This is a genomic window from Mesorhizobium muleiense, from assembly GCF_900099905.1.
Classification (GTDB): Bacteria; Pseudomonadota; Alphaproteobacteria; order Rhizobiales; family Rhizobiaceae; genus Mesorhizobium; species Mesorhizobium muleiense.
On the sequence record NZ_FNEE01000005.1, the window covers coordinates 126,518 to 152,750 of the forward strand.

A 26,233-nucleotide genomic window follows, 5' to 3' on the forward strand; every position below is an offset into this window, starting at 1 on the left:
GCTTCAGCCTCTGGGAATCTCGCCCTGCTCGTTCCTGGGAAGCTCGCCCTGTTCGGTTGTCGGCGTCCGGTCTATCATGTTGCCGTAGATCTCGGCGATGCCCCAGGCGATAAACGCCAAAAGCAGCGCAGCGATCAAGATACGGAAGGTGTGCCACCCCCAGCGTCCCTGCCGGGCTTTGTCTTCAGGAACGATCTTGGGCATGATCGGCCTCCATTTCGGTTGGCGCTGGCATTTCGTTTGGCGCTGGCATGTCGGTTGGCGGCTGGCGGCGCGGCTGGCAAAATGTGGTTGGGTAACGGTTCCTCAGGGCGAAGGTTCCGGTTTCAGGGCCCGGCAACTGGGCCCAGCGCGGATGGCTGCAAGCCGATGCATCTGGGGGACTTGTGGATAGCAGGGTAGTGACAAAGCCGAATCTGCCGGTCGATGTCCTTAGCGTGGTAACGGCGCAGGATCGGCTTGCCGTGCTCCATGATCTCGATGCAATCGACACGGCGGCCGATCCTGACTTCGACACTATCAGTGGGCTCGCCGCCGCGGTGATGCAAACACCTGTCGCGCTGGTGACGGTCGTCGATGTCGAGCGGCAGTGGTTCAAGTCCTGTGTCGGCCTGGACGAGACCGAGGCCGCGACCGATACATCCTTCTGCGCCCACACCATTGCTGCCGGCGACCAGCCGATGGTGGTGACGGATGCGACCATGGATTCACGCTTCAACGCCAGCCCGCTGGTCACTGGCGAGCATCATTTCCGTTTCTATGCGGGTGCGGCGATTGTGGTGGCCGGCGCCCGGATCGGCACGCTCTGCGTGCTCGACCGGAGGCCGCGCGGGTCGCCGTCTGCCGCGCAGCTCGAACAATTGACGGCGCTCGCCAGCCTCGCTGCCAGCCTGTTCGCATTGAAGGACGCCACCCGCAACGCCGCCAGCGCCGCTGCGGCACTGGCGCGCGAGGAAAAGCGGCGCGGCATTGCGCTCGATGCCGCATCGCTCGCGAGCTGGGCATGGGATATCCATAGCGATATGATCGAATGCGATGCCCGATTGTCCGAGCTGTTCGACCTGCCGCGCTCGACCCGGCTGAGAGCACGCGATATCCTCGCCGCCATCGACCCGCGTGACGCCTACCAGACCGAGACGCGCTTTCGCGACGTGCTGAGCGGCGGCGACGATTATTTTGGCGAATACCGCGTGAAGGGCCTCAGCCCCCCGCGCTGGCTCGCTACGCGCGGCCGGGTCATCGAGCGTGACGGCGACGGCAAGCCGACGCTGATCTTCGGCGTCAACTACGACATCACCGAACGCAAGCTCGGCGATGAGCGGCAGCGGCTGTTGCTGCGCGAGCTGAACCATCGCGTCAAGAACACGCTGGCCACCGTCCAGGCGCTGGCGACGCAGACAGTTCGCCATGCCCGCCAGCCGAGGGATTTCCTCGACGCCTTCAGCGCCAGGCTTCAGGCGCTGGGCGCCGCCCACAGCCTGCTGTCCGACCGCGAGTGGCGCGGCATTGGCATCCGCGAACTCGTGCAGATCGAGGTCAAGCCGTTCGACACCGCCGATCAGCCGCGCATGACGATCTCAGGCGCCGATCTGCTGCTTTCGCCTGACCAGGCAGTCGGGCTTGGCCTGATCCTGCATGAACTGGCCAGCAACGCGCTGCAACACGGAGCGCTGTCGGCGGCGTCGGGCAAGGTCGATCTCGACTGGAAGGCACAGGTTCGGAAAGGCGCCCGGCGCCTGGTGCTGACCTGGCGCGAAAGCGGCGGGCCTGAAGTTGCCTCGCCCGAACGCCACGGCTTTGGCTCGATCCTGATCCGCCGCAGCCTGGCCAAGGTCATCTCCAGTGAAGTGACCCACGAATTCCGGCCGGAAGGCGTGTTCGCCGAAATATCGATGCCGCTGGAGGATCTGCCGAAGTGACCGCTCGACCATGGATCCCGAACCGAAGGTCCGCGTCAGGGGAAAGTGGAACCCGGTTTTTCGGATCATTGCCGACAAGAAGAAGAAACGCTTCGGGCTATTTCGCCTCGCCGGCATCCGGATCGTCGGCATCAGGCTTTGTGTTCTCGCGGTAGATGGCGTAGGCGGCGAGTGCAATCGCCGGGGCGAGTATCGTGCCCAAGCCGCCTTTCCCCTTGAGTAGCGCCGGCAGCACGGCGAGCGCTGCCGTGATGCCGACCGCCTTCATATCGGCATTGCGCCTCCGCGCCCGGCGTCGGGCGCGCGCGCCAGCCGACAGCTGATGGATGAGCAGGAGGAGCCCTGCGATCAGCAGGAAGCCGACCCCGAAACCAAGGCAGGCTGCCATCGGCCCATAGCGACCCGCCACCCAGACATAGGCCGCTCCGACGAGGAAACCGAGGCCGCACAGTGCGGCAAGTGCTGCGAGCGCATAGACGATCGCAGCCGTGCGCGCGCGGCGCACGGCTGCAACGACTTCACCCGAGGCAAGAGCCGAGATCAACGATGCCAGCATTCCCATCTGGGCTGAGACTAGCGGCGTGCGAGAAGCGCAAACAGAAAGCCGACGCCTGCCGCGATTGCCAGCGACGTCACCGGCTTTTCGCGCACGCTCGCCACCACTTGAGCTTCGATATCCTTGGCGTTGCTGCGCATATTTTCAAAGGCTGCTTCGCCTTGGGCGCGCAATTGCTCGACCCCTTCCGCAGCAACGCGACGAGCAGCCCCGTAACCGTGTTGGCCGGTCTCGGCCAGCTGTTCGGTGAGTTTCTGAATGTCGACTTTCAGCTGCCTGATGTCTTCTTCAAGGTCCGAATTTGGCCGGCTTTCGTTCGGGGACTTTCCTGCGGCAGTCGCCATTGCTTGACTCCTTGCGTTTGCTCGGGTCGAAACGTTCGACCCACCCCAAGGTTCCGAAATCGGAACAACTGCCATGAAAGGGTGTTTACGCAGCCGAGTCCAGCCCGGCACGTCTCCGCTAGCCGCTCAGATCAGCGGTCGGCGACCTTCGCTCAACCCTTGTCGACCACCTCGCAGCCGCCGTCGCGCCAGAAGATAGGCTTGCGGTCGATCAGCTTTCGGATCGTCTTGTTGGTGTGGACCAGCGACAGGCCGAGCGTATCGGCGAGATGCAACGGCCGCAGTGGGCAGTTCTCACCCGAATACCGGCGGGCGGACAAGGAACGGCCGTTCTGGCCAGACATTTCAATCCCTCTTCGAAGCAGGCCCGCTTCCGGAAGGCGATAGCGAACGCCCTGCAGGCGTCGAGGTTCCGCCATCTGCGGCGGCATGTCTTTTTTAAATGACAGGATGCGAAATATTTAAATGACAGGATGCGAAATAACTTTAAATGACAGGAAGCCAAATAGGGATCATGACTCCTCTATCCCTTGCGCTCCCTATTCCCTGCGCCCCACGGAGACATTGCCACGTGCCACCCTTGCTGGACGGATTGCGGATTCTTGTTCTGGAGGATGAATTCCTGATCGCCATGGATGTCGAGCAGCTTTGCCGCGACTATGGCGCCGGCGATGTGATCGTCGCCCGCGATCTGGCTGAGATCGATCGGCAGAGCGTTGCCTCGCAATTCGACGCTGCCATCGTCGATCTCATGCTGGGCGGCGCTTCGACACTCGATTTCGCTTCGCGGCTGCGCGAATCGGGCGTGCCTTTCGTCTTCGCCTCGGGCTATTCCGACATGGACGAAATCAGGGTGTCCTTTCCGGATGTCAGATTGGTCACCAAGCCCTATTCGGGAGACGATCTCGTGCAGGCAGTGGCGGCGGCGTGCGGGCGCGGCCCTGTTGTTTGATGTCCGCAAACCGGAGCCCGATTACCGGGCCCGACATTAATTACAGGGTCCCACATTACCGGTGGTGCGTATTCAGGCGGCGTTCGACCCCGTCACCTGAGCCGAGATCGCATCCGGGCCAAACTCGTCGTCGCCGGAAATCTTCAGGATTTCCTGCAGCCGCGTGCGGGCGCGGCTGACGCGGCTCTTGATCGTTCCGACCGCACAGCCGCAAATTTCGGCGGCTTCCTCGTAGGAAAAGCCCGACGCGCCGATGAGAATGATGGCTTCGCGCTGGTCCTCTGGCAATTGCTCGAGCGCGCTCCGAAAGTCCTTGAGGTCGAGCTGGCCGTGCTGGGCCGGATGGACGGCTAGTCTGGCGGTCATGATGCCGTCGCTATCCTGCACCTCGCGGCCGCGCTTGCGCATCTGCGAATAGAATTCGTTGCGCAGGATGGTGAACAGCCATGCCTTGAGATTGGTGCCCGGCTCGAAGCTCTCATGCTTGTCCCACGCCTTCACCAGCGTCTCCTGCACCAGATCGTCGGCCTTATCGGCGTTTTGCGTCAACGACACGGCAAAGGCCCGCAGGCTCGGAATCGAGGCGAGCAAATCCGTCTTGAAGCTCTGGGACACGGCCGCCATGCCTCAATCCTTTTTCCGTGCAGGTGCAGGTTGGGCCTGTTCCAACTGTCTGAGCAATTGGGCGAAACGATCCGGCACGCTATCGGAGACCAGCTCGTCGTAATATTGTTTGAGTTTGCGGCCGATTTCCGAGTTTGGCCCGAGCGGGTCGCCGGAAGCAGCCCGGCGCCGGTTCGTTGCAGCGCCAGCCGTGTTGTCTTTGCTCATGTCGTCATTTCGCCCTTTGTCCCAGTACCCTGCCGCCCTTCAATACGCGACGCAAAGCAGGCGGCCCCCTCGTCTGGTTGCCCGTCCCGATCTCAAACGCCTTCGGCGTACATTAGTTCCAAGCCCTCGGAACTTTTTGGGAAAGCCGGCGTTTATGTTTTCAGGGTTTATTCTCGGGGCTTGTCATCAGCTTGGCCTGCAATCTATGCAATTACGTCAGAGGGAGACGTCCATCATGAGCCTGTCCGCAACCATCGCTCCACACCTGCCGTTCCTGCGCCGCTTTTCGCGGGCCGTCTCCGGATCGCAGGAGAGTGGCGACGCGCTGGTCGCCGCGATGCTCGAGGCCATCATCGCCGACGTCGACATCTTTCCGAACGCGTCGAATGACCGCATCGCGCTCTACAAGGTCTTCGCCAGGCTGTTCACATCGGTCGCCATCCGCGTTCCGCAGGAACACCCGCAGTCGGCGTGGGAACAGCGCGCCGCCGCCAATCTGAACGCGATCTCACCCCGCCCCCGCCAGGCCTTCCTGCTGGTCGCCGTGGAAGGTTTCAGCGAAGACGAGGCGGCGGAGATCCTCGACGTCGACGATCAGGAGTTCTCCGAGCTTCTTGCCGAGGCCAGCAACGAGATTTCCCGCCAGGTGGCAACCGATGTGCTGATCATCGAGGACGAGCCGCTGATCGCCATGGACATCGAGCAAATGGTCGAGAGCCTGGGCCATCGCGTTGTCGGAACGGCGCGTACCCATGCCGAGGCGGTGGCGATGTTCACCAAGACGCGACCGAAGATGGTGCTGGCCGATATCCAGCTTGCCGACGGCAGCTCGGGCATCGAAGCGGTCAACGAGATCCTGTCGACCACCCCGGTGCCGGTGATCTTCATCACCGCTTTTCCCGAACGCCTGCTGACCGGCGAGCGGCCGGAGCCGGCCTTCCTCGTTACCAAGCCGTTCAATCCGGAGATGGTCAAGGCCCTGATCAGCCAGGCGCTGTTCTTTGACCGGCATGCGAAAGCCGCCGCATAGGGCCGGGCAGCCCGCCCTGAGCGGCCCTTTTCCACAGTTCCTCCGATCGCCCGTTTTCCACAGATGAGTAACGCTGGCCGCTTGCGGCCGGCACACGTCACTTGCAACTCACCTGAGCATGACGATCCAATTCGAGCGGGAAAGCTTTACAGGGATCGTCTTTTTCGGAAAATGCTGGAACAAACGCCAGCGAAAGACGTTTTTGGCATACTATTCGAAGGAGATGGACCATGCTTTACTGGGCCCTCGTATTTCTCGTCGTTGCGATCATTGCAGGCGCTCTTGGCTTCGGCGGCATCGCCGGCACGTCGGCTGGTATAGCGCAGATATTGTTTTTCATCTTCCTCGCTTTCCTGATCATTTCGCTTATTGCGGGCTTGTTCAAACGCGCGTCGTGAACTGCGATCGCACACTGGGAGCCGCACCCCTCAAGCGGTTTCCAGCTACCGCCGGGCGGTGTCCTTAGCCGGACGTCGCTCGGCGGACTTCTTTTTGGAACCCAATTTTCCGTCAGCCGTTCAGCCTGCATTGGGCGGGTGAAGTGAACGATGCAATCCAGAGCCGGAGACATGAGAGACAGCGGACGGAGCGATGAGATCATCGCTCTGCAGTCCGCTGAGAGTGGAATGCAGCTTGGCCGGGCCCTTCTCCATGCGCTGCACAATGCCGGCATTTCGGTCCTCTATCAGGATCGCGAGATGAAAACCGTCTGGGCCCGCAACATGCGCCCGCCCTGGATTTCCGACACAGTTGTTTCCGACACGGTTGTTTCCGACATGGGGGTTTCCGACACGGGCGACGGCAACGGCATCCTGCCGCTTGCGCAGGCGGAGCGCATCGGCGCAGCCAAACGCAAGGTCGTCGCATCCGGCAATCCGGAACATCTTGAGCTCAGCATTCCCGCCGACGATGGCGTCCGCTGGTTCCAAATATGGATAGACGCGGATCATGACGACGGCGGCGCCGTGCAGGGCGTCGTCACCACAATGGTCGAAACGACCGAGCAGAAACGTCGCGAGCAAACCCTGAAGACGCTGCTGCGCGAGGTCAGCCACCGGTCGAAGAACCTTTTGGCCATCATCCAGAGCATCGCCACCCAGACCAGCCGTTATTCGGACACGCTCAGTGATTTCCTGACGCGCTTTCGCGGCCGGCTGCAGTCGCTTGCCTCATCCCAGGACCTGGTGACCTCGTCCAACTGGCGGGGAGCGGCATTGCGCGAACTGGTGTCGGGCCAGGTCGGCCGCTATGGCGCCGACCCTGTGCGCAGCCTGCGTTTTCGCGGTGCAAACCCATACCTCAATCCCAATGCCGCCCTGCATATCGGCTTGGCCATGCACGAGCTTGCCGTCAATTCTGTCAGCTACGGCGCTCTGTCGCGAGCCGACGGCTTCGTCGAGGTGACGGCCGATCTGACGGCGGCTTCCGCTGGCGAGACCGCGCTGTCGCTGACATGGGCCGAGGCCATCGGAGCCAATGACAATCAGCCCAGCGAGAAGCGTTTTGGCAGCGTCGCGCTCGAGCGCGTCGTGCCTGCGTCGTTGAACGGCACGGCGAAACTTGAAATCAGCGGGGATCGTCTCGAGTACCATCTCGTCGTTCCTCGCGGCAATTTCGAGACGGATTGAACGGGCAACAGCCGAGCCCAAGAGAATTGGCCGGAGGGGGTTGGGGGCCAAGAGGGGTGGGGATTGATACCGGCCGCGCCGGCTTTAACCATCTGTTCACCATAAGGTTCGATGCTGTTTTTCTCAGGCACCACTCCGCATGACGTTTTCGATCGCAGTTTGCTGCGCAGTACGGGAGAAATGGCTTTGACGGTTGCCGACATCAACAGGCTGGAACAGGCCGCACGCGTTTCGATGAGCGGGTTCCAGGATCCCGAAGCATCCGCAATGCGGTCGCCCCGTGCTTCCCTGCCGATTCCCGGCCTCGCCGCAATCGGGCTGGCTGCAGTGGTCGTCCTGGCCGCCGCGTTCCAGTTGGTCTGATGCATGTCACGCGAAAAGCATGCCCTCGGGCTTGAACCGGGGGTGTGCAGCGGTTTGCGATAACAATTTGAAGCAAAGCGTCGGTCGCAAGTGGCCGGCATCGCAGGAACTTTGGCGGATGTGGCCCGTTCTATGGCCGGAGGACCGTCGCCATGGAACATATCGCTGCCGTGCTGCTTGTCATCGGCTGTTCGAACACGATGACCGAGTGCCGCGAATTGCCCGTATCGGTGAGCGTTTTCGAAACCGCTCAGGAGTGTACAGCCGCGCGTCCGTTTGCCATGGGCGATGTGCAGGGCCAGGCTCCGCGCATCATTGCCAAATGCCTTTCCGTCGATCCGGCACTTGAGGATGATTACGACCGGATCGTCTGGAACGTGCGCCCGGACGGCACGCTCGACGCTTCCGTGGAGATTTCCGACCTCGAGGTCGCCTCGAGCGGCGCGCGCCCCGAAAAAGATTCTCTTAGCCAACAATGAAATCGAGCAGGGCAAAGCACTTTTTCGCGTGATAAATGACGGGCGGAGCTACAAGTGAGGACAAAGGCGAGGAGTGACCCTATGCGGAAGATGATTATTGCCATGGTTGCCGCAATCGCGGTCAGCGGTTGCAGCACCACCGAACAGGATGTCGGCGTCGGCGCCGGTTTCGGCGCTCTGGCCGGCGGCCTGATTGACGGCGGCAAGGGTGCGCTGGTGGGCGCAGCCATCGGTGCCGGTACCGGCCTGCTGGTGCGCAACCTGCGCAATGGCTATTGCCAGTACCGCGACAACCGTGGCCGTCTGTTTACGGCGCGCTGCTGATCCGTTTCAAACGCAAGAGGCATTGGAAGCGGAGACCGGACGAGCCGGTCTCTGTTTACTTGGCCGGTTTATTTGGGGCGCTGCATTTGGGCGACTTCGAAAACGCTCGGTTTGCGCCAGCCTTTCAGTCCGACAGCGGGATCCTGATTTCCACGCTCAACCCGCCATCGTGAAAATCGCGATTGATCGTACCGCGCAATTCGCGCGTCACGTTCAAATCGATCAGCTTGGTGCCAAAACCGGTTTTGACAGGTGCTTCGAGTTTCTTCTGGCCGGCTTCGCGCCAGTTGAGAACCAGCGTCCGGCCGCTCCTGTGGCCTTCGACCGCCCAGTCTACCTTGAGCGACCAGTCGCCATTCCTGGTATTGGCCGAATTGCCGGTTTCGCCATATTTCAGCGCGTTCGTCGCCAGTTCGTGAAAGGTCAGGCCGAGCGCTTGCGTCGTCGTCTCGTCGAGCAACACCTCTGGCCCCGACAATATCCCGTCGGGAAGCTCCTTGCCGAACACCTGGCCAAGCTCGATGCGCAAGAGATCGCCAAGATCGGCCTTCTGCCAGCGCGAGCGCGTCAGCATGTCCTGGGATGCCGCCATCGCTTGCAGCCGGGCCGAAAAGGAGGACGAGAACTCGTTGACGTCGGTGGCGTGCGACGCCGTCTGGCGCGCGATCGCCAGCACCCGCGTGATCGAGTTCTTGATGCGGTGCTTCATCTCCTGCAGCATCAGGTCTTTTTCGAGCAGGCTTTTTTCCGTCGTCTCATGAAGCAGCGAAACCGCGTCATAGGCCCGCTCCTGATATCGGGCCACCAGCGCGATCGTTCCGGCGAGCAGCAGTCCGAACAGGCCGAGCATCACCGGAATGGCGCGCGAGGAAGGTTGCGAGAAGGCGCTTGTCGGCCTGAACAGGACCGTCCATGGACGCCCGGCGATGGTGAGTTCGCGAGAAACCAGCAACCTGTCGCCGAAGCTCGACGCCGGCGGCGTTTCCGACTGGAACAAAAGATGGTCGGCATCCACCTTGCCGTCATAGATTTCGATGTTGACCGGCAGCAGCGGCGTCCGGCTGAGCGCGGTCTGGAACAGGTCGCGGGCGCGGAACGCCGCATAGAGAAAGCCTGTTGTCGACGATCTCGACGCATCGATGCCGTCCGCCGCGGTTTCGATGTTGAGCCGCACGAAGACCAGGAAGCCGGTGAAGGTCTGCGCAGCACCTGTTTCCTGGCCTAGCTGCACGCGCCCGCTTGCGTGCTGCTGATTGTCGGCCATCGCCCTTTCGATCGCCTCGCGCCGCACCGGTTCGGTGAACATGTCGTAGCCGATGCCGGATTGATTGGAAGGATCCAGTGGCTCGAACAACGTGATGGGCGCACGCCATGGCAGCGTTGTCGTGGCCGGATAGATCGCATCGCTGACGCCATAGTCGTGCTGGATGGCACGCTCGACCGCTGCCTCGTCGCCGGCTCTCACCAGCCGGAGAAAGCCGATGCCGCGCAGGCCGGCGAAATTGTCGTTGATACCCAGCGCATCGAAGAACGCCTTGAACTCGCTCCGCGAAATGTCACCATTGCGAGCCTCGAACAGTGCGTGTGTCGATCGCAGCATCGACAGATGCAGGTCGATGCGGCTATCGATCCGGTTGAGGGCGTCGTCCGCCGTCGCCTCGAATTTGATGCGCGCCGCTTCCTGGGTGGCGAAATAGGCGAATCCCGCCATTGTCAGGCTGATCAGCGCGACGGCAATGAACGCGACGATCGGGAAGAACTTCTTCAAGTTGCTGCTGCGGCCCATGGTTCCCCATCTTATGGGCAAGTCCCCGTGGCAACACAATGGCGCGGCCAAACCATCATGACGGCTGGCATATCACATGACAGGTAGTTGGCGCTTCAGGCGGCGATCTTCAGCGCGCCTGGTCCCGGAATGGCGCCGGGCGGGCACTTGCCCAGAATGATCATGCCGAGCACCTCGTCCTGGGTCACGTCGCCGGTGCGCGCCGTTCCAACGACCCGGCCATTCTTCATGACGCAGACGCGGTCGGCAAGCTCGAACACATCGTGGATGTCATGGCTGATCAGGAAGATGCCGATGCCGTCGGCCTTGAGCTGCATGACCAGTTCGCCGACCTGCGCCGTTTCCTGCGGTCCCAGTGCCGCCGTCGGCTCATCCATGATCAGGATGCGGGCGTTGAACAGGATGGCGCGCGCGATCGCCACCGACTGCCGCTGGCCGCCCGAAAGCTTGACCACCGGCTCCTTGAATCGCTGAAAGCGGGGATTGAGCCTGCCCATCACCTTGCGCGCCTCGGCCTCCATGGCGCCATCGTCGAGCGTGCCCCAGCCGGTCATCAGCTCGCGGCCGAGGAACAGGTTGGCGGCGGCGTCGACATTGTCGGCGAGCGCCAGCGTCTGGTAGATCGTCTCGATGCCGTATTTCTTGGCGTCGCGCGGATTGGCGATCGAAGCCTCCTCGCCATTGACGAAGATTTGGCCCGAATCGCGCTTGTAGGCGCCGGACAGGATCTTGATCAGCGTCGACTTTCCCGCACCGTTGTGGCCGAGCAGCGCCACGACCTCGTCCGGGAAAAGGTCGATCGACGCATCGTCGACGGCGCGAATGCCGCCGAAGGCAATCGAGATGTTGCGCATATCGATCAGTGGCGTGGGAGCAGTCGTGTCAGCCATGATCGTTCCTCTCCATGGTTTTGCCGAACATGATGCAGGACCGAAACGGATGTCCACTTTTCGCTGACGCAGACCTTCGGCTCGGGATCATGCTCAGACCCGCTTGCGGTAGACTGTGTCGAGCCAGACGGCGACGACCAGCACGGCGCCGACGACGACGCTCTGAAGCGGCGAATCGATGCCGAGCAACACCATGCCGGACTGCAGCGACTGCATCAGAAGCGCGCCCAGCATGGCGCCGAGCACCGTGCCGGAGCCGCCGGCCAGCGACGTGCCGCCGATGACGGCTGCTGCGATGACCAAGAGCTCGTCCAGCGTGCCCAGCGCATTGGTCGCCGCATTGAGGCGGGCCGAAGCAATTGCCGCGCTGATCGCGGCCAGAACGCCCATGATCATGAACACTTTCATGGTCACCCAGCGCGTGTTGATGCCGGCGAGTTCCGCCGCTTCCGGGTTGCCGCCAATGGCAAAGACGTAGCGGCCGAAACGGGTGCGCCTGGTGATGAAGGTCATGACGATGCCGACTGCGACCGCGATCAGCACCGGTATGGCGATGCCATGGGCGATGAACAGCCCACCTTCGGGAACGGTGATGCCGGTCCGCTGCGTGTATTGGCGCACGATGCCGATCGGCCACGGATAGGAATTGGCGATCCAGACGGCGCCGAGGATGGCGGCGCAGGCGACAACACCAAGCAGGCTCTCCGCCCAGACCGGGCGCAACGGAAACTTGAAGCGCTTGCGCTGCGACCGGCCGTTGAGCAGCATCAAGGCGACGGCCACACAGGCGAGAATGCCGACGATCCAGCTCGCGGTCGCCCCGATCGAGCCACGCGGCCCGCCACCCATGAGTTGGAAGGTGGCATCGAGCGGCGCGACGGTGCGCCCGCTCGTCATCAGCCACGCCATGCCGCGCCAGATCAGCAGGCCGCCCAGCGTCACGATGAAGGCCGGAACCTCGAGATAGGCGATGATGAAGCCCTGAAGCGCGCCGATCATGAGGCCGAGCACCACGCCGGCAGCCAGTGCGATGACCCATATCCAGGGATTTCCAAGCTGGAATCCCATGACGCGGATGAGGAATTCTGCCTGCGCAACGCCCATCACCATGCCGATCACGCCTTCGACGGAGCCGACCGAAAGATCGATGTTGCGCATCACGATGACCAGCACCATGCCGGTCGCCATGATCGCGACCGAGGAAGTCTGCACCGACAGGTTCCAGAGATTGCGCGGCGTGAGGAAAAGCCCACCCGACAGGATGTGGATTCCAACCCAGATGATCAGCAGCGCGCCGACCATGCCGAGCATGCGTATGTCGAGCTCGGTTGCCTTGAGGAAGCGGCCGAAGGGGCTGAGCTCGGATTCACGCGCCCGATCGGCAGCCGGCGTGTTGGAAGTCGTGTCGGTCATGATGTCCTCCCACCGTTGCCGTCTGCCGCGGATGCCGGAAGCAGCATAAACGTTACCCGCGAGACGCGGGAAAACAACTCTTTTGAAAAAAACGCCGCGGCGTGAAACCGCGGCGTCTCAGGTTTTTTGGCGAAGGCGGATCAATTGCAGACCGGGACGGTGCCCGCCGCCACGCCGGCGCAGACCTCTTCCTGCTTGATCCAGCCGGCGTCGATGACGACGTTGAGATTGTCCCTGGTGATGGCAATCGGCGTCAGGAACAGCGACTTGACGACATTGCCGCCCGGCGTGGTGAAATCCTTGACGCCGGCAATGTCTGTCATCGGCTTGCCGTCGGCCAGCTGCGAGGCGATCTCGGCGGCGTTCTTGCCGAGCTCGCGCGCGTCTTTCCACACCGATACGGTCTGTGTGCCCAGCGCGATACGGTTCAGCGCGGCATGGTCGCCGTCCTGGCCCGAAACCGGGACGGATCCGGCCAGGCCTTGCGCCGTCAGCGCCGCGACGACGCCACCGGCAGTGCCGTCATTGGCGGCAACCACCGCATCGACCTTGTTGTCGTTGGCGGTCAGGAACTGTTCCATGTTCTTCTGGGCGTTGGCGGGAAGCCAGCCGTCCGTATAAGCCTCGCCGACATTCTTGATCTTGCCGCTGTCGATGGCATCCTTGAGCACTTCCATGGAGCCGGCGAACAGGAAATCAGCATTCGGGTCGGCGCCCGAGCCCTTGATGAAGACGTAATTGCCTTCCGGCGCCACCTTGAACACTTCGCGGGCCTGCATGCGGCCGACTTCCTGGTTGTCGAAGGTCAGATAGAAGACGTCCTTGTTCTCGATCAGCCGGTCATAGCCGACGACCGGAATGCCTTCGTCCAGCGCCTTCTGCACCGCCGGACCGATGGCCGAGGCATCCTGCGCAAGGATGATCAGCGCGTTGGCGCCCTGCGAGATCAGGCTCTCGACGTCGGTCAGCTGCTTGCCGGGATTGGACTGTGCGTCAGCGGAAATATATTTGTCGCCGGCGGCCTCGATCGCCGCCTTCATGGCGGCTTCGTCGGTCTTCCAACGCTCTTCCTGGAAGTTCGACCACGAGACGCCAATGACCTTGTCCTTGGCCTGCGCGGCCGACGCGAGCGTCAGCGACATGGCGACCCCCGCCAGAATGGCGGCTGCGAATCTCTTCATGATATTCCTCCCTGCGCCGCGTAGGGCGCGACCAACTGGCCCGAAGGCCGGCACAAAGGCTCTATTTTTTCGAGCCTCGAAAAAATACTGGTCCAACGCCGAAGCACTGTCAACACCAATTCTGATGGATTTTGACGTGCTGTCGGGCTTTTTTTCGAGGCTCGGAATAAATAATGACAGCCCCCTCCGCTTCTGCCAGTATTTGTCGGACATTACCGACGGCTTCCGATTCATGAGCGGCCGCGGCATTAGGGAGGACGTAAAAGATGTCGGTGGGAATCCGTCATGACGATCTGCGCCGGCGCAACCGGGCGATGGTGATTTCGGCCGTGCGCCGGGCAGGCCAACCGTCGCGGACCGAGATCGCCGCGACCACCGGCCTCAGCCATTCGACCATATCGGCGATCTCTGCCGACCTGATCCAGGAAGGCATCCTGGCCGAGAGCAAGGCGAGCGAGACGGTTTCGCTGAAACGCGGCCGGCCGCAGGTCGGCCTCAGCCTCAATCCGCAAGCCGCTGCGGTGTTGGCCGTCGTGTTGTCGCTGAATTTCCTGTCGGTCGCCGTCATCGATTATGCCGGACAAGTGGTCGCCGAGGAACAGCGCCGGCTGGACACGCTGACCATGTCGCGCGACGCGCTGATCGGCGAATGTGTCGCCATCGTCCGGCGCCGACTCGAAGATCCCGACCTCGATGTCCAAAGCGTCGCCCGCATCGCGCTGGCGATCCAGGGCATCACCGATTCCCACGCGCGCGCCATGTTGTGGTCGCCGATCACGCCGCAGACGAACATCGCCTTCGCCGACATTCTGGAACGCGAGTTCGGCATCCCGGCCATCATGGAGAACGACTGCAACATGATGGCCGTGGCGCTGCGCTGGCGCCACCCGGATCGCTACCGCGATGACTTCATCGCCATCCTGCTCTCGCACGGCATCGGCATGGGGCTGGTGCTGAAGGGCGAGCTGTTCACCGGCACCCACTCCTCAGGCGGCGAATTCGGCCACATGATCCATCGGCCGGGCGGCGCGCTTTGCCGCTGCGGGCGGCGCGGCTGCGTCGAGGCTTATGCCGGCAACTACGCCATCTGGCGCAACGCAAGGCTGTTGAGCGAGAACGCCGAGCCGGTCGCCGATGTCAGCGACGCCGAGATGCGGGCACTGGCGGCCCGGGCGCGCGAGACGGACGGACCGGAGCGCGAAGCCTACCGCAAGGCCGGCGAGGCGCTCGGCTTCGGGCTCGGCAGCCTGTTTGCGCTGATCGATCCGGCGCCGGTGGCCATGGTCGGCGCCAGCGCTGCCGCCTTCGACCTGATCGAGCCGGCGCTGCGCGAGGCCATCGCCCAGACCGCCGGCGGCCAGCATTCGGGTTCGATTTCCTTCGACACCGAGCCGAACGAGTTGCCGCTGATCCGCGAAGGCTGCGCCATGCGGGCGCTAAGCTTCGTCGACCAGGAGATTTTCGCGCCGAGCATCCAGGCACGAGCCGGCTCGGTCGGAAAGAACGTGGCTTGAAGGATTCCCGGGTCGCGACTTGGGGTGTGTTGAGATTCAGGTCAGGCCGAGTCGAGAATGGTGGGTTCCGAGATCCGGAGCGGAGCGTACTTTGGGGTACGCCGGAAGCGCAGGTATCAGCTAGTCTTCCCTGATCGCATAGCCGGCGCCGCGGATGGTGCGGATGACATCGGGCATGCGACCATTGTTGACCGCCTTGCGCAACCGGCCGACATGGACGTCCACAGTGCGCTCGTCGATGTAGATCGTCTCGCCCCAGACATTGTCGAGCAACTGGCTGCGCGAGAAGACCCGACCCGGGTGCCGCATCATGAATTCGAGCAGCCGGAATTCGGTCGGCCCGAGCCGGATCTCGCTCTTCTTGCGATAGACCCGGTGCGATTCACGATCGAGCATGATGTCGCCGACCTTGAGCACGCTGGACAGCACTTCCGGCTTGGCGCGGCGCAGCAGCGCCTTGACCCTGGCCATGAATTCCGGTGTCGAGAACGGCTTGACCAGATAGTCGTCGGCTCCGGTCGAAAGGCCGCGCACCCGGTCGCTCTCCTCGCCGCGCGCGGTCAGCATGATGATCGGCAGCCGCTCGGTTTCGGGGCGCACCCGAAGCCGCCGGCAAAGCTCGATGCCGGAAACCGCCGGCACCATCCAGTCGAGCACCAAAAGATCGGGCACGTTTTCCTGCAGCCGGATTTCGGCCTCGTCGCCGCGCGTCACCACCTCGACCTGATAGCCTTCGGATTCCAGATTATAACGGAGGAGGACGCCCAGCGGCTCTTCATCCTCCACCACCATGATGCGCGGCGCGATCATCGGCCGGTCACTCCTGTCATGTCGCCGGCGCCGACATCGTCGTTTCGTCGAGCTTCGGGCGATCCGCCGGCAATTGCTGCCCGGTCACGACAAAGTAGGCGTTTTCGGCGATGTTGGTGACGTGATCGCCGATACGCTCGAGATTCTTGGCGCAGAACAGAAGGTGCGTGCAGGCGGTGATGTTGCGCGGATCCTCCATCATGTAGGTCAGGAGCTCGCGAAAAACCGCCGTGTATTTCACGTCGATCTTCTGGTCGTCGGCGCGCAGTTCCTTCAACGCGCCGGCATCGCGCGACACATAGTGCTCGACCACGCCGCGCAGCTGCACAAGAACGAGATCCGCCATCGCGTCAATACCGTGCGACAGATTACGCGGCGTCGCGCTCTGCCCGACTGCGCTGACCCGCTTGGCTATGTTCTTGGCCAGATCGCCGATGCGCTCGAGATCGCCCGCCATGCGGATTGCGCCAACCACGGCGCGCAGATCCTGCGCCATCGGCTGCCGCTTGGCGATCAGCGTGATGGCGCTGTCGTCGAGCTCGCGCTGCCGCGCATCCATGATGGCGTCGTCCGAGACGACGCGCTGCGCCATCGCATTGTCCGACGCAAGCAGCGCGCGGATCGAGGCCGCTACCATTGCGGCGGCGAGCTCGTCCATGTCGCGGATCAGCCGGTCGATGTGCTCCAGTTCCTCGTCGAAAGATGCGACGGTGTGTTCACCCATGGTGCTGTCCTCGTGTTCGAAATTCGCCGGACCGCTCAGCCGAACCGGCCGGTGATGTAGTCCTGGGTGCGCTTGTCGTCGGGGTTGGTGAACATCTTGTCGGTCGCGCCCTCCTCGACCAGATAGCCGAGATGGAACATCGCCGTGCGTTGCGACACGCGCGCCGCCTGCTGCATCGAATGGGTGACGATGACGATCGTATAGTTCTGGCGCAGTTCGTCGATCAGTTCCTCGACGCGGGCGGTGGCGATCGGATCGAGCGCCGAACAGGGCTCGTCCATCAGGATCACTTCCGGCGACACGGCGATGGCGCGCGCAATGCACAGGCGCTGCTGCTGTCCGCCGGACAGGCCGGTACCCGACTCGAGCAGGCGATCCTTGACCTCGTTGAACAGGCCGGCCTTCTTCAGGCTCGATTCGACGATGCCGTCCAACTCGGCCTTGGTCCTGGCCAGGCCGTGGATGCGCGGACCGTAGGCGACGTTTTCGTAGATCGACTTCGGAAACGGGTTCGGCTTCTGGAACACCATGCCGACGCGAGCTCGCAGCTCGACGACATCGATTTTCGGGTCGTAGACATCCTCGCCGTCGAGCGTGATCTTGCCGCTCACCCGCGCGATATCGATGGTGTCGTTCATTCGGTTCAGGCAACGCAGGAACGTCGACTTGCCGCAGCCCGATGGGCCGATCAACGCCGTCACCTGATGCTCGCGGACATCGAGATCGACGTCGAACAGTGCTCGCTTTTCGCCGTAGTGAACGGAGACCTTTTCGCCCTTCATCTTGATCGAAGGGGCGTTGGTTGCGCTGCTCAGTTTCTGCTCGACGCCGGCTTCCGTCATGATGTTCATATCCTCTACTCCTTACCAGCGCCGCTCGAAGCGCCTGCGCAGTATCACCGCGATGGCATTCATGATGACCAAAAACACCAGCAAAATCAAAATCGCCGCCGAAGTCTTCTGCTGGAACCCCGCTTCCGGGAAATCCGCCCACATGAATATCTGCACCGGCAGGATCGTTGCGGGATCGGTGAAGCCGCCGGGAATGTCGACTATGAAGGCGACCATGCCGATCATCAGCAACGGCGCGGTTTCGCCCAGCGCATGCGCCATTCCGAGGATGGTGCCGGTCATGATGCCCGGCATCGCCAGCGGCAGGACGTGATGGAATACGGTCTGGACCTTGGAAGCTCCGATGCCAAGCGCCGCCTCGCGGATCGACGGCGGCACGGCGCGCAGCGAAGCGCGCGAGGCGATAATGATGATCGGCAAGGTCATCAGCGCCAGCACCATGCCGCCGACCACCGGGGCTGAGCGCGGCATGCCGAAGAAATTCAGGAATACGGCAAGTCCAAGCAGGCCGAAGACGATCGAAGGCACCGCCGCCAGATTGTTGATATTCACTTCGATCATCGTCGTCAGCCGGTTCTTGGGCGCAAATTCCTCAAGATAGATCGCCGCTGAAACGCCGATCGGGAAGGCGATGGCGAGGGTTACGATCATGGTCAGGAACGATCCGACGACCGCGCCCCAGACACCGGCCAATTCCGGCTCGCGGCTTGCGCCGGTGAAGAAGAAGATCGAGTTGAACCGGCTTTCGATCAGGCCGGCGCTCTTCAGCGTGTCGAGCCAGACGATCACCTTGTCCGAAATCTTTCGCGATGCTTCCGGCGTCTCGATGACGCGCAGGAATGCCTGGCCGCTCGCGGCGGGCGCCGTGCTGTCCAGCGCCTCGATCACCGTGCCTTTTGCGATCACCGTGCCGTTGGCCGCAGGCGACAGCGAGGTCAGCTTGACCGTGCCGCCATTGAACGCGACCAGCAGCGACGACGCGCCGCTCGTCAGCGTAAACATGCCGTTTTCGCCCTCGGTCGCACCATGGCCGCGCGCCAGCGCCAGCATGGCATCGTCGCCGAAGGTCAGATCGATGTCGCCGCTGGTTCCCGAAGGCGTGACGCTTGTCGAAATCGCTTCGTCCGAACCGACGTCGGCAAGCAAACCCTTGAGATAGAGGTCGGCAAAATCGTCAAGTGGAACCGCATAGTCCACCGTTCCTCCGAGCATCCCCGGATCAGCCGCAATATCCTTGCGCAGGAACACGCCTGTGCCGGTGGAAATCAGCCCGCGCAGCAGGCGCTTGTCCTGGCGGCTCGTCACATCCGGAAATTTTGCCGTAAGCGCTTCCTGAGCGATGGCGTCGTAGTTCACTTCATCGAGTTTCGCCGGGTCGACCTTGGCCGCTGAAAGATCGATCGGCAGCGTCACATAGTTCTGCCGCAGCGCCGGAATCGCCTGCGTGACGATCGTCGACAGGAGCAGCACAAGGAACAAGCCGGCCAACGCGACAGCTGCGGCGCCGAGCCATTTGAACCATTTTTCCGTGCGGTAGCGGCCCTTCAGCCGCGCCTTCGCGGCATCGTCGGTATGAATGCTGGCCGGCCGTCCGACGGCGCCGAATGACGAGATCGCATCAGTCATATTGCTCTCGGTATTTCTGGACGACGCGCAAAGCGACGATGTTGAGGGTAAGCGTGATGCAGAACAGCACCAGGCCGAGTGCGAAGGCTGCAAGCGTCTTGGCGCTGTCGAACTCCTGGTCGCCCACCAGCAGCGTCACGATCTGCACGGTCACGGTGGTGACCGCTTCGAGCGGATTTGCCGTGAGGTTTGCCGCCAGCCCCGCCGCCATGACCACGATCATCGTTTCGCCGATTGCGCGGCTGACGGCAAGCAGGATCGCCGAAACGATGCCCGGAAGGGCAGCGGGAAGGACCACCTTGCGGATGGTTTCCGACTTGGTCGCGCCGAGGCCGGCTGAACCGTCTCTCAGGGATTGCGGAACGGCGTTGATCACATCGTCGGAAAGCGAGGAAACGAAGGGAATGATCATGATACCCATGACCACGCCTGCGGCGAGCGCGGATTCAGACGCGACGTTGAGGCCCAGGCTTTCGCCGATACCGCGGAAGTAGGGCGCAACCGTCAGCGCGGCGAAGAAGCCGTAGACGACGGTCGGAATGCCGGCGAGGATTTCCAGAACCGGCTTTGCGACCGCGCGGACGCTTTTGGAGGCGTAATCCGAAAGGTAGATCGCAGCCATCAGCCCGATAGGCGCAGCCACCAGCATGGCGATGAAGGTGATGAGCAACGTGCCGGCAAAGAGCGGCACCATGCCAAAAATGTCCTCGTTGACCGCCCCGGCCTCGGCTCCCGCGCCGGTGAAGGCGCTCTGCGGCGACCAATGCGTGCCGAACAGGAACTTGTAGAACGGCACCTGTTGGAAGAACCGCAGCGACTCGAAGATAAGCGACAGGACGATGCCGATCGTCGTCAGGATCGCGACCACCGAACAGGCGATCAAGAATGCGCGAAGAACGCGCTCGACCACGTGGCGCGCCCGGTAGGCCTGTGCGATGCGTGAATAGGCCCAGTAAAATCCGGACGCGGAAAGCACGAGTGCGACGGTCCAGATGATCCAGGTGCTGGTCGCATGGACCGATTTGTAGAGGGCGGCGGCCGCCTCTTTCGTCGGGTCGGCGAAGCCGACAAGCCCGCCAAAGGCCATCGCGCGAGCGTCGCGGATGAAAGCTTCGACCTGCGGGACGCCCATTCCCGACAACTCGGAGGCGAAGCGGTCGGCAATGATCGATGATTCAATTCCCGGCGTCACCAGCGACCACAACACGATCGCAAGCAGCGCGGGACCGGCAGCAAAAAGCGCCAGAAACATGCCATGCTGGCCAGGCAGCGAATGCAGTCGCGCGACGTCGCCATTGACGCTGGCAATAGCGCGGGTCCGACCGAGCCAATAGGCAGCAGCGGCCAGAACCACCAGAAGAACAACGAGATAACCGACCATGATTCGGGACGTCCCCTCGACCGCCGGTCATTCACCGGCTCAAAGCACGGGACCTAAGATCCCGCGCTTTGTGCTTTAGGATATGAGGGGTCAGAGCGGTAGGCTCAGACCCCGAAACATCAGGAGCCCATGCCCTTCAGGGCCTTGGCGTTTTCGGCCGACTTGGCGCGCTCGGCGTCCGGCAGCGGGATCAGGCCCTTGTCGGCCAGATAACCATCAGGACCCCATGCAGCATCCGAGGTGTACTCGGCGATGAACTCCTGCATGCCGGGGATGACACCGACATGCTCTTTTTTGGCATAGACAAAGAGCGAGCGGGAAACGCCGTAATCGCCGGATGCGATGTTCTCGAAAGTCGGCTCGACGCCGTCGACCTTGTGGCCCTGCAGCTTGTCGGCGTTCTGGTCAAGGAACGAGAAGCCAAAGACGCCGAAGGCATTGGGGTTGGCTTCCAGCTTCTGGACGATCAGATTGTCGTTTTCGCCGGCCTCGACAAAAGCGCCGTCTTCGCGGATCTCGCCGCAGCCCTTTTCATTAGCCGCCTTCACTTCTTCCTGGCAGGCCGCATCCATGACGAGTTCGACGAACGCATCGCGCGTGCCGGATGTCGGCGGCGGGCCAAGCACCTCGATCTTTGTCGCGGGAAGCGATGCATCGACATCCGACCAGTTCTTGTAGGGGTTGGGGACGACCTTGCCGTCAACAGCGACGTTCTTGGCGAGCGCCTTGAAAACCTGTTCCTTGGTCAGATCGACGACAGTCCCTGCCTTCGAGTTGGCCAGTACGATGCCGTCGAAGCCGACCTTGATTTCGACCGGCGTCACGCCGTTTGCCTTGCAGGTTTTAAGCTCGCTATCCTTGATGGCGCGCGAGGCATTGGTGAAGTCGGCGGTATTTTCGCCGACGCCCTGGCAAAACAGCTTCATGCCGCCGCCGGTGCCAGTCGACTCGACGACCGGGGTCTTGATCTTTCCGCTCTGGCCGAGCTTTTCAGCGACAGCCGTCGTGAAGGGGAACACTGTGGACGAACCAACGATTTGAATCTGGTCGCGCGCGGCGGCATAACCAGCCGACGCGGCGAGCGCAAGCGCCGCGGCCGACGCCGTAAGGAGGAATTTCTTCATGTGGCCTGCTCCTGTTCGGAAAAATGGTCTCTCGGCGCCATTCCTTCGGCGCCCGCTGAGGCCATAGCCCCCGATTATTACAGTCACATGACAGTTTGATGTCAGCCCGGTAACCGCCGCACAGCCCTGTCAAAAGGAAGGGCCGCGGGTCTCGCCGGTACAGCCGTGGTTTGCCGCTGGAATCAGCAGCTTGCGCGAATTGCGGCCGGCATTTGCCTGGACGGGCGAACAATTGGCGCCGAAAAAGAAAATCCGGGCGGGAGCGCGTTGCATGCGGCCAAGGAGGTCATGGCCGTGCCATCGCCGAAGCAGGTCCGTTGGGGTAAATCTGACCCTGCTTCTTGCCGGCGGTCGCTGCTCCCGCCCGTAACTGGAGGAGCGGAACTCGAATGCGCTTATTGTTCCAACCGGACGCATGCTTTGGTATGGTGCGATCGCACCATAGTCTTGTCGCAACGCGTCGCCGAATCGGCTGGACCCGATAGGCTGACGTGGCTATCTCGCGCTTGGATTTCCCCGTCCGCGGACCTTTTCGAGCAAGGCGCCGCCTGGGGCTAATGGGCTTAGGGCTGATGGGCTTGGGCAGGCAATCGCACATGCCCGACCCCAATCGCGCCAAAGTCGCGCCAGGGACGCTGCGGCACTTTGATTTTTGCGCATGATCCCCAGCGAAATCGATTCCGATTCTGCGGGTCATGCGCTAGCCTTGCCCGCAGTGTATTCCGACGGTTGTCGGTAGAACCGAAGCCACGTTATAGATCCCGCAAGGGTGTTGCCGATGTTGCGACGGATCCTGCCTTTTTTCGTGTGCCCGATGCTGCTGCTAGGGGGCGGCTGCTCGCGCAGCTACGACGGCACCGTCGTCATTCCAAGGCCGCTCGATGTCCGGCGGTTCTGGGACCGGCCGCAGCAGCAGGCGCAAGCCGAACAGCCGCAGTTGCTGCAGACCGATGTCTTTCCTGCGGCGCCCGAAACGCCTGAAACAGCGGCGGCCCGCAAAATCGGCACCTCCGCGGCGCCGAGGAGGAAAATCGCCAGGATTGCCAAACAGCCGCCGACGCCGTCATCCGAGCCGGCGAAACCGCTCACCTGCAGGAACGTCAGCCAACCCGGAAAACGGGTCCGCATGGTCTGCGAATAGCCAGCCGGCATTCAAGCGCTGGCAGCTAAAAGATGCGCGCCCCGAAAAACGTTGCTGCGCAGCTGCGCAGCGGTTCGGTCCGCGCAGGCCGAGAGCATGAGCCGACTGGTGGGTTTCGGGCTGCCTGATCGGCGCTGCCGGCAGCCGCGTTGAACCTTATCCGGCCTTCGACGTTAAACAGCCATTGCAACGCCGCGCGTCGCTTTGGGCGCACAAAGCATGCTGTGGCGTTCGCATGGTCCTTTCCGAACCGAAGGGCAGCGGAGCAGAGATCGATCCCGATCCCTTGGCGCTGGATGGTCAAAGGAGACCGAACACATGTCGATTCACTTCAATGTCTCGGAACTCACCAAAAATCTGTTTCAATCGCCCAGAAACCTGTTTCACCCACTGACACTGGACCATGAGCGCGCGCCGAGACCCCTCAGCCCTGAGCAAAGTCTTTTGCTGGAATGCTATTTGGCCGGTCAGATTCCGGAATCGGCCTGGAGCGACTACGTCTTCGAGACGCCGGAATTGGCACGCCATGTCAATGCGAGACGCGGGCAACACTGATATCTGGTGAACCGGTCCGCTCGCTCGAGGTGACGCCACCGAACAACGCTTGGCTGAATCGGCGGCCCGATCAGCGTGCCGTTGCGCTTGAAGCTGAGGGTGCCCGACGACAATAGCCCTCGAGACAAAAAGGCCGGCACATGGCCGACCTTTCCTTCCACCTCGACCGCGCCAGTACATCCGTGGTCACGGGTTGGAGGTGAATTGCCGACCAGTAGATAGGGATTTGGTTAACGAATCCTTAACCGACGGGAACTGCTCGTCGACGTGTCGTGGCCAATCTGATTTGCGTCTTCGTGATCAGTGCGGAAAGTCGTCTTTAAATGCGGCACATATTATTAATCGTTGTACACCAACGTGTTAGCGTATGAGGCATATCGAAGTAACCAATGCATGTCGCGCAAAAGCGTGCCCTCGTGCCTGACCCGAAGGTGCGCGGCGTTTTTGCGATAACGACATGCATAAAAACAAGAACTTAAAGCGCGTCGCATTGGATCCGTTCAGCCGCAGCGCGCTTTAGCCTATTCTGGAAGTCGACTTATGGCCGTGCTTGGCGCTCTCCCTCCTGGCGTTCGCTGTCGACCAATTCGCGAAGCTGATTGGCAAGGAGTGGTCGACTGCCTGTGCCGGGGGTTTCCGAAGCGTGACCGGAGTTACTGGATACAGGCGCTGACCCGTTTGGCGCAGCGGCCTCCCGTCGCCGAGTTCCCACAATACGGCTTGGCCTTGGAGAAGGCCGATCGGATCGTCGGCGTTGTGCTGACCCTGTATACCCGTTATCCCGGGCAGGAAGGCGACGAAGTCCGCTGCAACCTTTCAAGCTGGTCCGTCGACGCAGAATTCCGTCCCTATGGCGCCAAATTGGTCACGACGATTCTCAAGCGAAGGGACGTGACCTACACCAATATTTCGCCGGCGCCCGCAACGTTGAAAGCCAACTGGGCACTCGGCTTTCGCCCCTTCACCACCGGACAATTTGCCTTCTTGCCGGCTTTTAGTTCGGCGCAGCGGTCATGTCGCGTGCTTGAAGCTCGTCCCGATCTTGCGGAAATGGCGATGATGTCCGACAGCGAGAGATACATACTCTCGGAGCACTCAGCACTTGGCTGCCGGTCATTGATTTGCATTGCGACGGAGCAGCGTTTCCTTTCGTATTGATGCCGCGCCGGATATTGCGCGGTCTTATCCCATCCTATCAGATCGTCTATTGCCGCTCTCTCGCGGATTTGAGCCGGTGCGCCGGTGCCATCGGGCGCTTTCTCTTGCGAAGCGGCATCCTGCTTTGCGTCGTCGACGCCAGGGAGCCGATTGGAGGTCTGTTCGGGTGGTACCGCGCCAACAGCGGGCTGAAATATTTTAGGGGTCCCAGACCACCCTCGCTTGGAGATCTGTCGTTCACCGAGCTTGTGATGTTCGGTCCCTGAACGACAAGCGCGGCATCAGTCATGCCGCACCGCTTCGCAGCTGAAATGCCAAAAGCGAACCCCCGCCTCCCGGGGCGAGGGTTCCATTTTTGAAAACGACGATCTGTTACTGAACAGGGGCTGTCTGAGCTGGCGGGGTTGCGGGTGCCGGCGTCATCGTGTCGGCTGGAGGCGGCGGCAATTGGCCAGCGGTCGTCGCCTGCGTTCCTCCCGATTGAGTTTGGTCACACGCCGCCAGGGCAGCAAGCGCCAGGCCGAACGCGGCGAATAAGGGTAGTTTGCGGGTCATATACAGTCCCTTCCATGGACGCCACCCGCAGGCCTGATCATCAGGACCGCTGCCTCCAGGTCAACCGTCGCTTCGTCGTCGACGCTTCAAACATTCTTACGTCCCGTAAAAGGCGGCGGGCCTTCGGGCTCGGTTTAGATCGGCCTGGGCAAGCAAAACCGTGAGAGTGAAAGCCTCACGCCCCGGCCTGCGACTTCACATGGGCGATATAGCCGCGCACGTCGGCCGCCGGCTCGGCATAGGCCTTGCCGAGCTTCTTTTCGATCGCCGTCATGTACTCCTTCGCCCATTGGGGCAGCGCGTAGTCGATGGCGGCCAGGAATTCGAGCGTCGCCGCCAGGCGGATGTCGGCGATCGACGGGTTCTTGCCGCCGATGAACGGCTTGCCGTTCCTGAAGAAGCTGTGAAAGACCTCCAGCGGCTCGGCTATCGCTGCTATAGCGGCCTTCTGGGCTTCCGCCTTCTTGTCGGGATGAGCGTCGCTGTGGCCGACCTCGCCGGCATATTGCGGGAAATTCAGCGCAGGATAGGTGGCGCGCGCGACATAGGGGTAGAGCGTGCCGATCAGATAGAACATGGCGCTGTCGATCATCGCCCGCTTGGCCGGCGCCTTGGGATATAATTTCTCCAGCCCGTGCTTGTTGGCGAGATACTGCATGATGGCGCAGCTTTCCCACAACACGCCCCTGGGAAGGCCCTTGTCCTCGATCATCGGCGTCAGATGGGCCGGGTTTCGCGCCATATACTCGGGCGAGCGCGTGTGGCCCCATACGTCGGTCTCGGAATGGTCGAGCCCGGCCGCGCGCGCAAACACCCGTACGCTCATATTGTTGACGCTCGGCTTCAGCATGCTGAGCATCAGTGCTGATTTCGCCTTGGTCTTCCGCGCCGATTTCGCGGACGCCTTGTCTGCAGCTTTTGCGGCGGCTTTCGTTGCCGACTTGGCGGAAGCGCCTGACGCCTTGGCCGCAGGCGTTGTCGCCTTGGCCGCAGGCTTTGTCGCCTTGGCAGCTGGTTTCGTGGCGGCCTTGGCAGCCGGCTTCTTCGCACTTTTCGTGGTCGTCTTTGCCATTGTGTTCCTCCCTTTTTTGGCCTGTC

At 62.1% G+C, this 26,233-nt stretch carries 28 protein-coding genes and 1 pseudogene; 12 read left to right on the plus strand and 17 right to left on the minus strand.

What is annotated here, in order from left to right:
* Positions 1-3: 3 nt before the first annotated feature.
* Positions 4-204 carry a hypothetical protein gene (locus tag BLT09_RS11900; protein ID WP_023797117.1) on the minus strand — a complete coding sequence of 67 codons (201 nt, stop codon included), beginning with the start codon at positions 202-204 and terminating at the stop codon, positions 4-6.
* 182 nt (positions 205-386) lie between these two features.
* On the opposite strand from BLT09_RS11900, the gene BLT09_RS11905 reads away from it, so the two are divergent.
* Positions 387-1,919, plus strand: a complete 1,533-nt coding sequence (locus BLT09_RS11905; protein WP_091593222.1) for a sensor histidine kinase — start codon at positions 387-389, stop codon at positions 1,917-1,919.
* Between the two features lie 97 nt (positions 1,920-2,016).
* Here BLT09_RS11905 and BLT09_RS11910 read toward each other — a convergent pair whose 3' ends face one another.
* From BLT09_RS11910 to BLT09_RS33650, 3 genes and pseudogenes are all read right to left on the minus strand, one after another.
* Positions 2,017-2,481 (minus strand): hypothetical protein, encoded by a 465-nt coding sequence (locus BLT09_RS11910; RefSeq protein ID WP_091593224.1) that lies wholly within the window; start codon positions 2,479-2,481, stop codon positions 2,017-2,019.
* 11 nt (positions 2,482-2,492) lie between these two features.
* Positions 2,493-2,819, minus strand: a complete 327-nt coding sequence (locus BLT09_RS11915) for an ElaB/YgaM/YqjD family protein (protein ID WP_091593226.1) — start codon at positions 2,817-2,819, stop codon at positions 2,493-2,495.
* A 126-nt stretch (positions 2,820-2,945) separates the two neighbouring features.
* Positions 2,946-3,106: pseudogene (locus tag BLT09_RS33650) on the minus strand (Crp/Fnr family transcriptional regulator); the annotation flags it as partial.
* Positions 3,107-3,450: 344 nt separating this feature from the next.
* Here BLT09_RS33650 and BLT09_RS11925 point away from each other — a divergent pair.
* Complete coding sequence (locus BLT09_RS11925) at positions 3,451-3,771, plus strand: response regulator (protein ID WP_268931463.1); 321 nt, start codon at positions 3,451-3,453, stop codon at positions 3,769-3,771.
* A 72-nt stretch (positions 3,772-3,843) separates the two neighbouring features.
* Here BLT09_RS11925 and BLT09_RS11930 read toward each other — a convergent pair whose 3' ends face one another.
* Complete coding sequence (locus tag BLT09_RS11930) at positions 3,844-4,395, minus strand: RNA polymerase sigma factor (RefSeq protein WP_023797110.1); 552 nt, start codon at positions 4,393-4,395, stop codon at positions 3,844-3,846.
* Positions 4,396-4,398: 3 nt separating this feature from the next.
* A complete protein-coding gene (locus BLT09_RS11935) occupies positions 4,399-4,602 on the minus strand; it encodes a NepR family anti-sigma factor (protein ID WP_091593232.1) in 204 nt (67 codons plus the stop codon).
* Between the two features lie 235 nt (positions 4,603-4,837).
* Between BLT09_RS11935 and BLT09_RS11940 the strand changes: the two genes are divergently transcribed.
* From BLT09_RS11940 to BLT09_RS11965, 6 genes are all read left to right on the plus strand, one after another.
* Positions 4,838-5,632, plus strand: a complete 795-nt coding sequence (locus BLT09_RS11940; RefSeq protein ID WP_091593233.1) for a response regulator — start codon at positions 4,838-4,840, stop codon at positions 5,630-5,632.
* Between the two features lie 230 nt (positions 5,633-5,862).
* The gene (locus tag BLT09_RS11945; RefSeq protein ID WP_023797107.1) at positions 5,863-6,030 is read left to right on the plus strand and encodes a DUF1328 domain-containing protein; all 168 of its coding nucleotides are present in this window, start codon (positions 5,863-5,865) and stop codon (positions 6,028-6,030) included.
* A gap of 150 nt (positions 6,031-6,180) precedes the next feature.
* Positions 6,181-7,260 carry a sensor histidine kinase gene (locus BLT09_RS11950; protein WP_091593236.1) on the plus strand — a complete coding sequence of 360 codons (1,080 nt, stop codon included), beginning with the start codon at positions 6,181-6,183 and terminating at the stop codon, positions 7,258-7,260.
* Positions 7,261-7,440: 180 nt separating this feature from the next.
* Positions 7,441-7,623, plus strand: coding sequence for a hypothetical protein (locus tag BLT09_RS11955; protein ID WP_139172587.1), 183 nt, complete (start codon positions 7,441-7,443; stop codon positions 7,621-7,623).
* A 152-nt stretch (positions 7,624-7,775) separates the two neighbouring features.
* Positions 7,776-8,102, plus strand: coding sequence for a hypothetical protein (locus BLT09_RS11960; RefSeq protein WP_091593240.1), 327 nt, complete (start codon positions 7,776-7,778; stop codon positions 8,100-8,102).
* An 81-nt stretch (positions 8,103-8,183) separates the two neighbouring features.
* A complete protein-coding gene (locus BLT09_RS11965) occupies positions 8,184-8,426 on the plus strand; it encodes a YMGG-like glycine zipper-containing protein (RefSeq protein ID WP_091593242.1) in 243 nt (80 codons plus the stop codon).
* Between the two features lie 124 nt (positions 8,427-8,550).
* Here BLT09_RS11965 and BLT09_RS11970 read toward each other — a convergent pair whose 3' ends face one another.
* The 4 genes from BLT09_RS11970 to xylF all read right to left on the minus strand — a co-directional run bounded on the left by BLT09_RS11970 (position 8,551) and on the right by xylF (position 13,696).
* The gene (locus BLT09_RS11970; RefSeq protein ID WP_091593530.1) at positions 8,551-10,194 is read right to left on the minus strand and encodes a CHASE domain-containing protein; all 1,644 of its coding nucleotides are present in this window, start codon (positions 10,192-10,194) and stop codon (positions 8,551-8,553) included.
* Positions 10,195-10,307: 113 nt separating this feature from the next.
* The gene (locus tag BLT09_RS11975; protein ID WP_091593244.1) at positions 10,308-11,102 is read right to left on the minus strand and encodes an ATP-binding cassette domain-containing protein; all 795 of its coding nucleotides are present in this window, start codon (positions 11,100-11,102) and stop codon (positions 10,308-10,310) included.
* Positions 11,103-11,195: 93 nt separating this feature from the next.
* A complete protein-coding gene (locus tag BLT09_RS11980; RefSeq protein WP_091593246.1) occupies positions 11,196-12,515 on the minus strand; it encodes a sugar ABC transporter permease in 1,320 nt (439 codons plus the stop codon).
* 140 nt (positions 12,516-12,655) lie between these two features.
* On the minus strand, positions 12,656-13,696 hold the full coding sequence (gene xylF / locus BLT09_RS11985) for a D-xylose ABC transporter substrate-binding protein (protein WP_091593248.1): 1,041 nt from the start codon (positions 13,694-13,696) through the stop codon (positions 12,656-12,658).
* Between the two features lie 266 nt (positions 13,697-13,962).
* Here xylF and BLT09_RS11990 point away from each other — a divergent pair, with 266 nt between their 5' ends.
* Entirely contained in the window at positions 13,963-15,210 is a 1,248-nt protein-coding gene (locus BLT09_RS11990) for an ROK family protein (RefSeq protein ID WP_091593251.1), read from the plus strand.
* A gap of 120 nt (positions 15,211-15,330) precedes the next feature.
* Here the strand turns inward: BLT09_RS11990 and phoB are convergent, their stop codons facing one another.
* From phoB to BLT09_RS12020, 6 genes are all read right to left on the minus strand, one after another.
* On the minus strand, positions 15,331-16,020 hold the full coding sequence (gene phoB / locus BLT09_RS11995) for a phosphate regulon transcriptional regulator PhoB (protein ID WP_031254097.1): 690 nt from the start codon (positions 16,018-16,020) through the stop codon (positions 15,331-15,333).
* A 16-nt stretch (positions 16,021-16,036) separates the two neighbouring features.
* A complete protein-coding gene (gene phoU, locus BLT09_RS12000; RefSeq protein WP_023797095.1) occupies positions 16,037-16,744 on the minus strand; it encodes a phosphate signaling complex protein PhoU in 708 nt (235 codons plus the stop codon).
* 35 nt (positions 16,745-16,779) lie between these two features.
* Positions 16,780-17,595, minus strand: coding sequence for a phosphate ABC transporter ATP-binding protein PstB (gene pstB, locus BLT09_RS12005; RefSeq protein ID WP_091593253.1), 816 nt, complete (start codon positions 17,593-17,595; stop codon positions 16,780-16,782).
* 12 nt (positions 17,596-17,607) lie between these two features.
* The gene (gene pstA / locus BLT09_RS12010) at positions 17,608-19,221 is read right to left on the minus strand and encodes a phosphate ABC transporter permease PstA (RefSeq protein WP_091593255.1); all 1,614 of its coding nucleotides are present in this window, start codon (positions 19,219-19,221) and stop codon (positions 17,608-17,610) included.
* On the minus strand, positions 19,214-20,602 hold the full coding sequence (gene pstC / locus BLT09_RS12015) for a phosphate ABC transporter permease subunit PstC (RefSeq protein WP_091593257.1): 1,389 nt from the start codon (positions 20,600-20,602) through the stop codon (positions 19,214-19,216). Before pstC ends, pstA begins: the two co-directional genes overlap by 8 nt.
* Positions 20,603-20,721: 119 nt before the next feature.
* Entirely contained in the window at positions 20,722-21,726 is a 1,005-nt protein-coding gene (locus BLT09_RS12020) for a PstS family phosphate ABC transporter substrate-binding protein (RefSeq protein ID WP_091593258.1), read from the minus strand.
* A 778-nt stretch (positions 21,727-22,504) separates the two neighbouring features.
* On the opposite strand from BLT09_RS12020, the gene BLT09_RS12025 reads away from it, so the two are divergent.
* From BLT09_RS12025 to BLT09_RS12035, 3 genes are all read left to right on the plus strand, one after another.
* Complete coding sequence (locus tag BLT09_RS12025; RefSeq protein WP_091593261.1) at positions 22,505-22,867, plus strand: hypothetical protein; 363 nt, start codon at positions 22,505-22,507, stop codon at positions 22,865-22,867.
* A 318-nt stretch (positions 22,868-23,185) separates the two neighbouring features.
* Entirely contained in the window at positions 23,186-23,422 is a 237-nt protein-coding gene (locus tag BLT09_RS12030; RefSeq protein WP_091593262.1) for a hypothetical protein, read from the plus strand.
* Between the two features lie 540 nt (positions 23,423-23,962).
* Positions 23,963-24,580 carry a hypothetical protein gene (locus BLT09_RS12035; RefSeq protein ID WP_236473454.1) on the plus strand — a complete coding sequence of 206 codons (618 nt, stop codon included), beginning with the start codon at positions 23,963-23,965 and terminating at the stop codon, positions 24,578-24,580.
* A gap of 730 nt (positions 24,581-25,310) precedes the next feature.
* Here the strand turns inward: BLT09_RS12035 and BLT09_RS12040 are convergent.
* Positions 25,311-26,207 (minus strand): glutathione S-transferase family protein, encoded by an 897-nt coding sequence (locus BLT09_RS12040; RefSeq protein ID WP_091593264.1) that lies wholly within the window; start codon positions 26,205-26,207, stop codon positions 25,311-25,313.
* Positions 26,208-26,233: the final 26 nt, after the last annotated feature.

What these genes read in the sequence shown, in the direction of transcription:
- pstA (WP_091593255.1), bottom strand. Translation starts at nt 19,221, where the DNA reads ATGACTGATGCGATCTCGTCATTCGGCGCCGTCGGACGGCCGGCCAGC.
- pstB (WP_091593253.1), bottom strand. Translation starts at nt 17,595, where the DNA reads ATGAACATCATGACGGAAGCCGGCGTCGAGCAGAAACTGAGCAGCGCA.
- phoB (WP_031254097.1), bottom strand. Translation starts at nt 16,020, where the DNA reads ATGATCGCGCCGCGCATCATGGTGGTGGAGGATGAAGAGCCGCTGGGC.
- BLT09_RS11940 (WP_091593233.1), top strand. Translation starts at nt 4,838, where the DNA reads ATGAGCCTGTCCGCAACCATCGCTCCACACCTGCCGTTCCTGCGCCGC.
- BLT09_RS11915 (WP_091593226.1), bottom strand. Translation starts at nt 2,819, where the DNA reads ATGGCGACTGCCGCAGGAAAGTCCCCGAACGAAAGCCGGCCAAATTCG.
- BLT09_RS12030 (WP_091593262.1), top strand. Translation starts at nt 23,186, where the DNA reads ATGTCGATTCACTTCAATGTCTCGGAACTCACCAAAAATCTGTTTCAA.
- BLT09_RS11950 (WP_091593236.1), top strand. Translation starts at nt 6,181, where the DNA reads ATGCAATCCAGAGCCGGAGACATGAGAGACAGCGGACGGAGCGATGAG.
- pstC (WP_091593257.1), bottom strand. Translation starts at nt 20,602, where the DNA reads ATGGTCGGTTATCTCGTTGTTCTTCTGGTGGTTCTGGCCGCTGCTGCC.
- BLT09_RS12035 (WP_236473454.1), top strand. Translation starts at nt 23,963, where the DNA reads ATGGCCGTGCTTGGCGCTCTCCCTCCTGGCGTTCGCTGTCGACCAATT.
- BLT09_RS11965 (WP_091593242.1), top strand. Translation starts at nt 8,184, where the DNA reads ATGCGGAAGATGATTATTGCCATGGTTGCCGCAATCGCGGTCAGCGGT.
- BLT09_RS11990 (WP_091593251.1), top strand. Translation starts at nt 13,963, where the DNA reads ATGTCGGTGGGAATCCGTCATGACGATCTGCGCCGGCGCAACCGGGCG.
- BLT09_RS11960 (WP_091593240.1), top strand. Translation starts at nt 7,776, where the DNA reads ATGGAACATATCGCTGCCGTGCTGCTTGTCATCGGCTGTTCGAACACG.
- BLT09_RS12020 (WP_091593258.1), bottom strand. Translation starts at nt 21,726, where the DNA reads ATGAAGAAATTCCTCCTTACGGCGTCGGCCGCGGCGCTTGCGCTCGCC.
- BLT09_RS11900 (WP_023797117.1), bottom strand. Translation starts at nt 204, where the DNA reads ATGCCCAAGATCGTTCCTGAAGACAAAGCCCGGCAGGGACGCTGGGGG.
- BLT09_RS11975 (WP_091593244.1), bottom strand. Translation starts at nt 11,102, where the DNA reads ATGGCTGACACGACTGCTCCCACGCCACTGATCGATATGCGCAACATC.
- BLT09_RS11935 (WP_091593232.1), bottom strand. Translation starts at nt 4,602, where the DNA reads ATGAGCAAAGACAACACGGCTGGCGCTGCAACGAACCGGCGCCGGGCT.
- phoU (WP_023797095.1), bottom strand. Translation starts at nt 16,744, where the DNA reads ATGGGTGAACACACCGTCGCATCTTTCGACGAGGAACTGGAGCACATC.
- BLT09_RS12025 (WP_091593261.1), top strand. Translation starts at nt 22,505, where the DNA reads ATGTTGCGACGGATCCTGCCTTTTTTCGTGTGCCCGATGCTGCTGCTA.
- xylF (WP_091593248.1), bottom strand. Translation starts at nt 13,696, where the DNA reads ATGAAGAGATTCGCAGCCGCCATTCTGGCGGGGGTCGCCATGTCGCTG.
- BLT09_RS12040 (WP_091593264.1), bottom strand. Translation starts at nt 26,207, where the DNA reads ATGGCAAAGACGACCACGAAAAGTGCGAAGAAGCCGGCTGCCAAGGCC.
- BLT09_RS11945 (WP_023797107.1), top strand. Translation starts at nt 5,863, where the DNA reads ATGCTTTACTGGGCCCTCGTATTTCTCGTCGTTGCGATCATTGCAGGC.
- BLT09_RS11930 (WP_023797110.1), bottom strand. Translation starts at nt 4,395, where the DNA reads ATGGCGGCCGTGTCCCAGAGCTTCAAGACGGATTTGCTCGCCTCGATT.
- BLT09_RS11955 (WP_139172587.1), top strand. Translation starts at nt 7,441, where the DNA reads ATGGCTTTGACGGTTGCCGACATCAACAGGCTGGAACAGGCCGCACGC.
- BLT09_RS11980 (WP_091593246.1), bottom strand. Translation starts at nt 12,515, where the DNA reads ATGACCGACACGACTTCCAACACGCCGGCTGCCGATCGGGCGCGTGAA.
- BLT09_RS11910 (WP_091593224.1), bottom strand. Translation starts at nt 2,481, where the DNA reads ATGGGAATGCTGGCATCGTTGATCTCGGCTCTTGCCTCGGGTGAAGTC.
- BLT09_RS11925 (WP_268931463.1), top strand. Translation starts at nt 3,451, where the DNA reads ATGGATGTCGAGCAGCTTTGCCGCGACTATGGCGCCGGCGATGTGATC.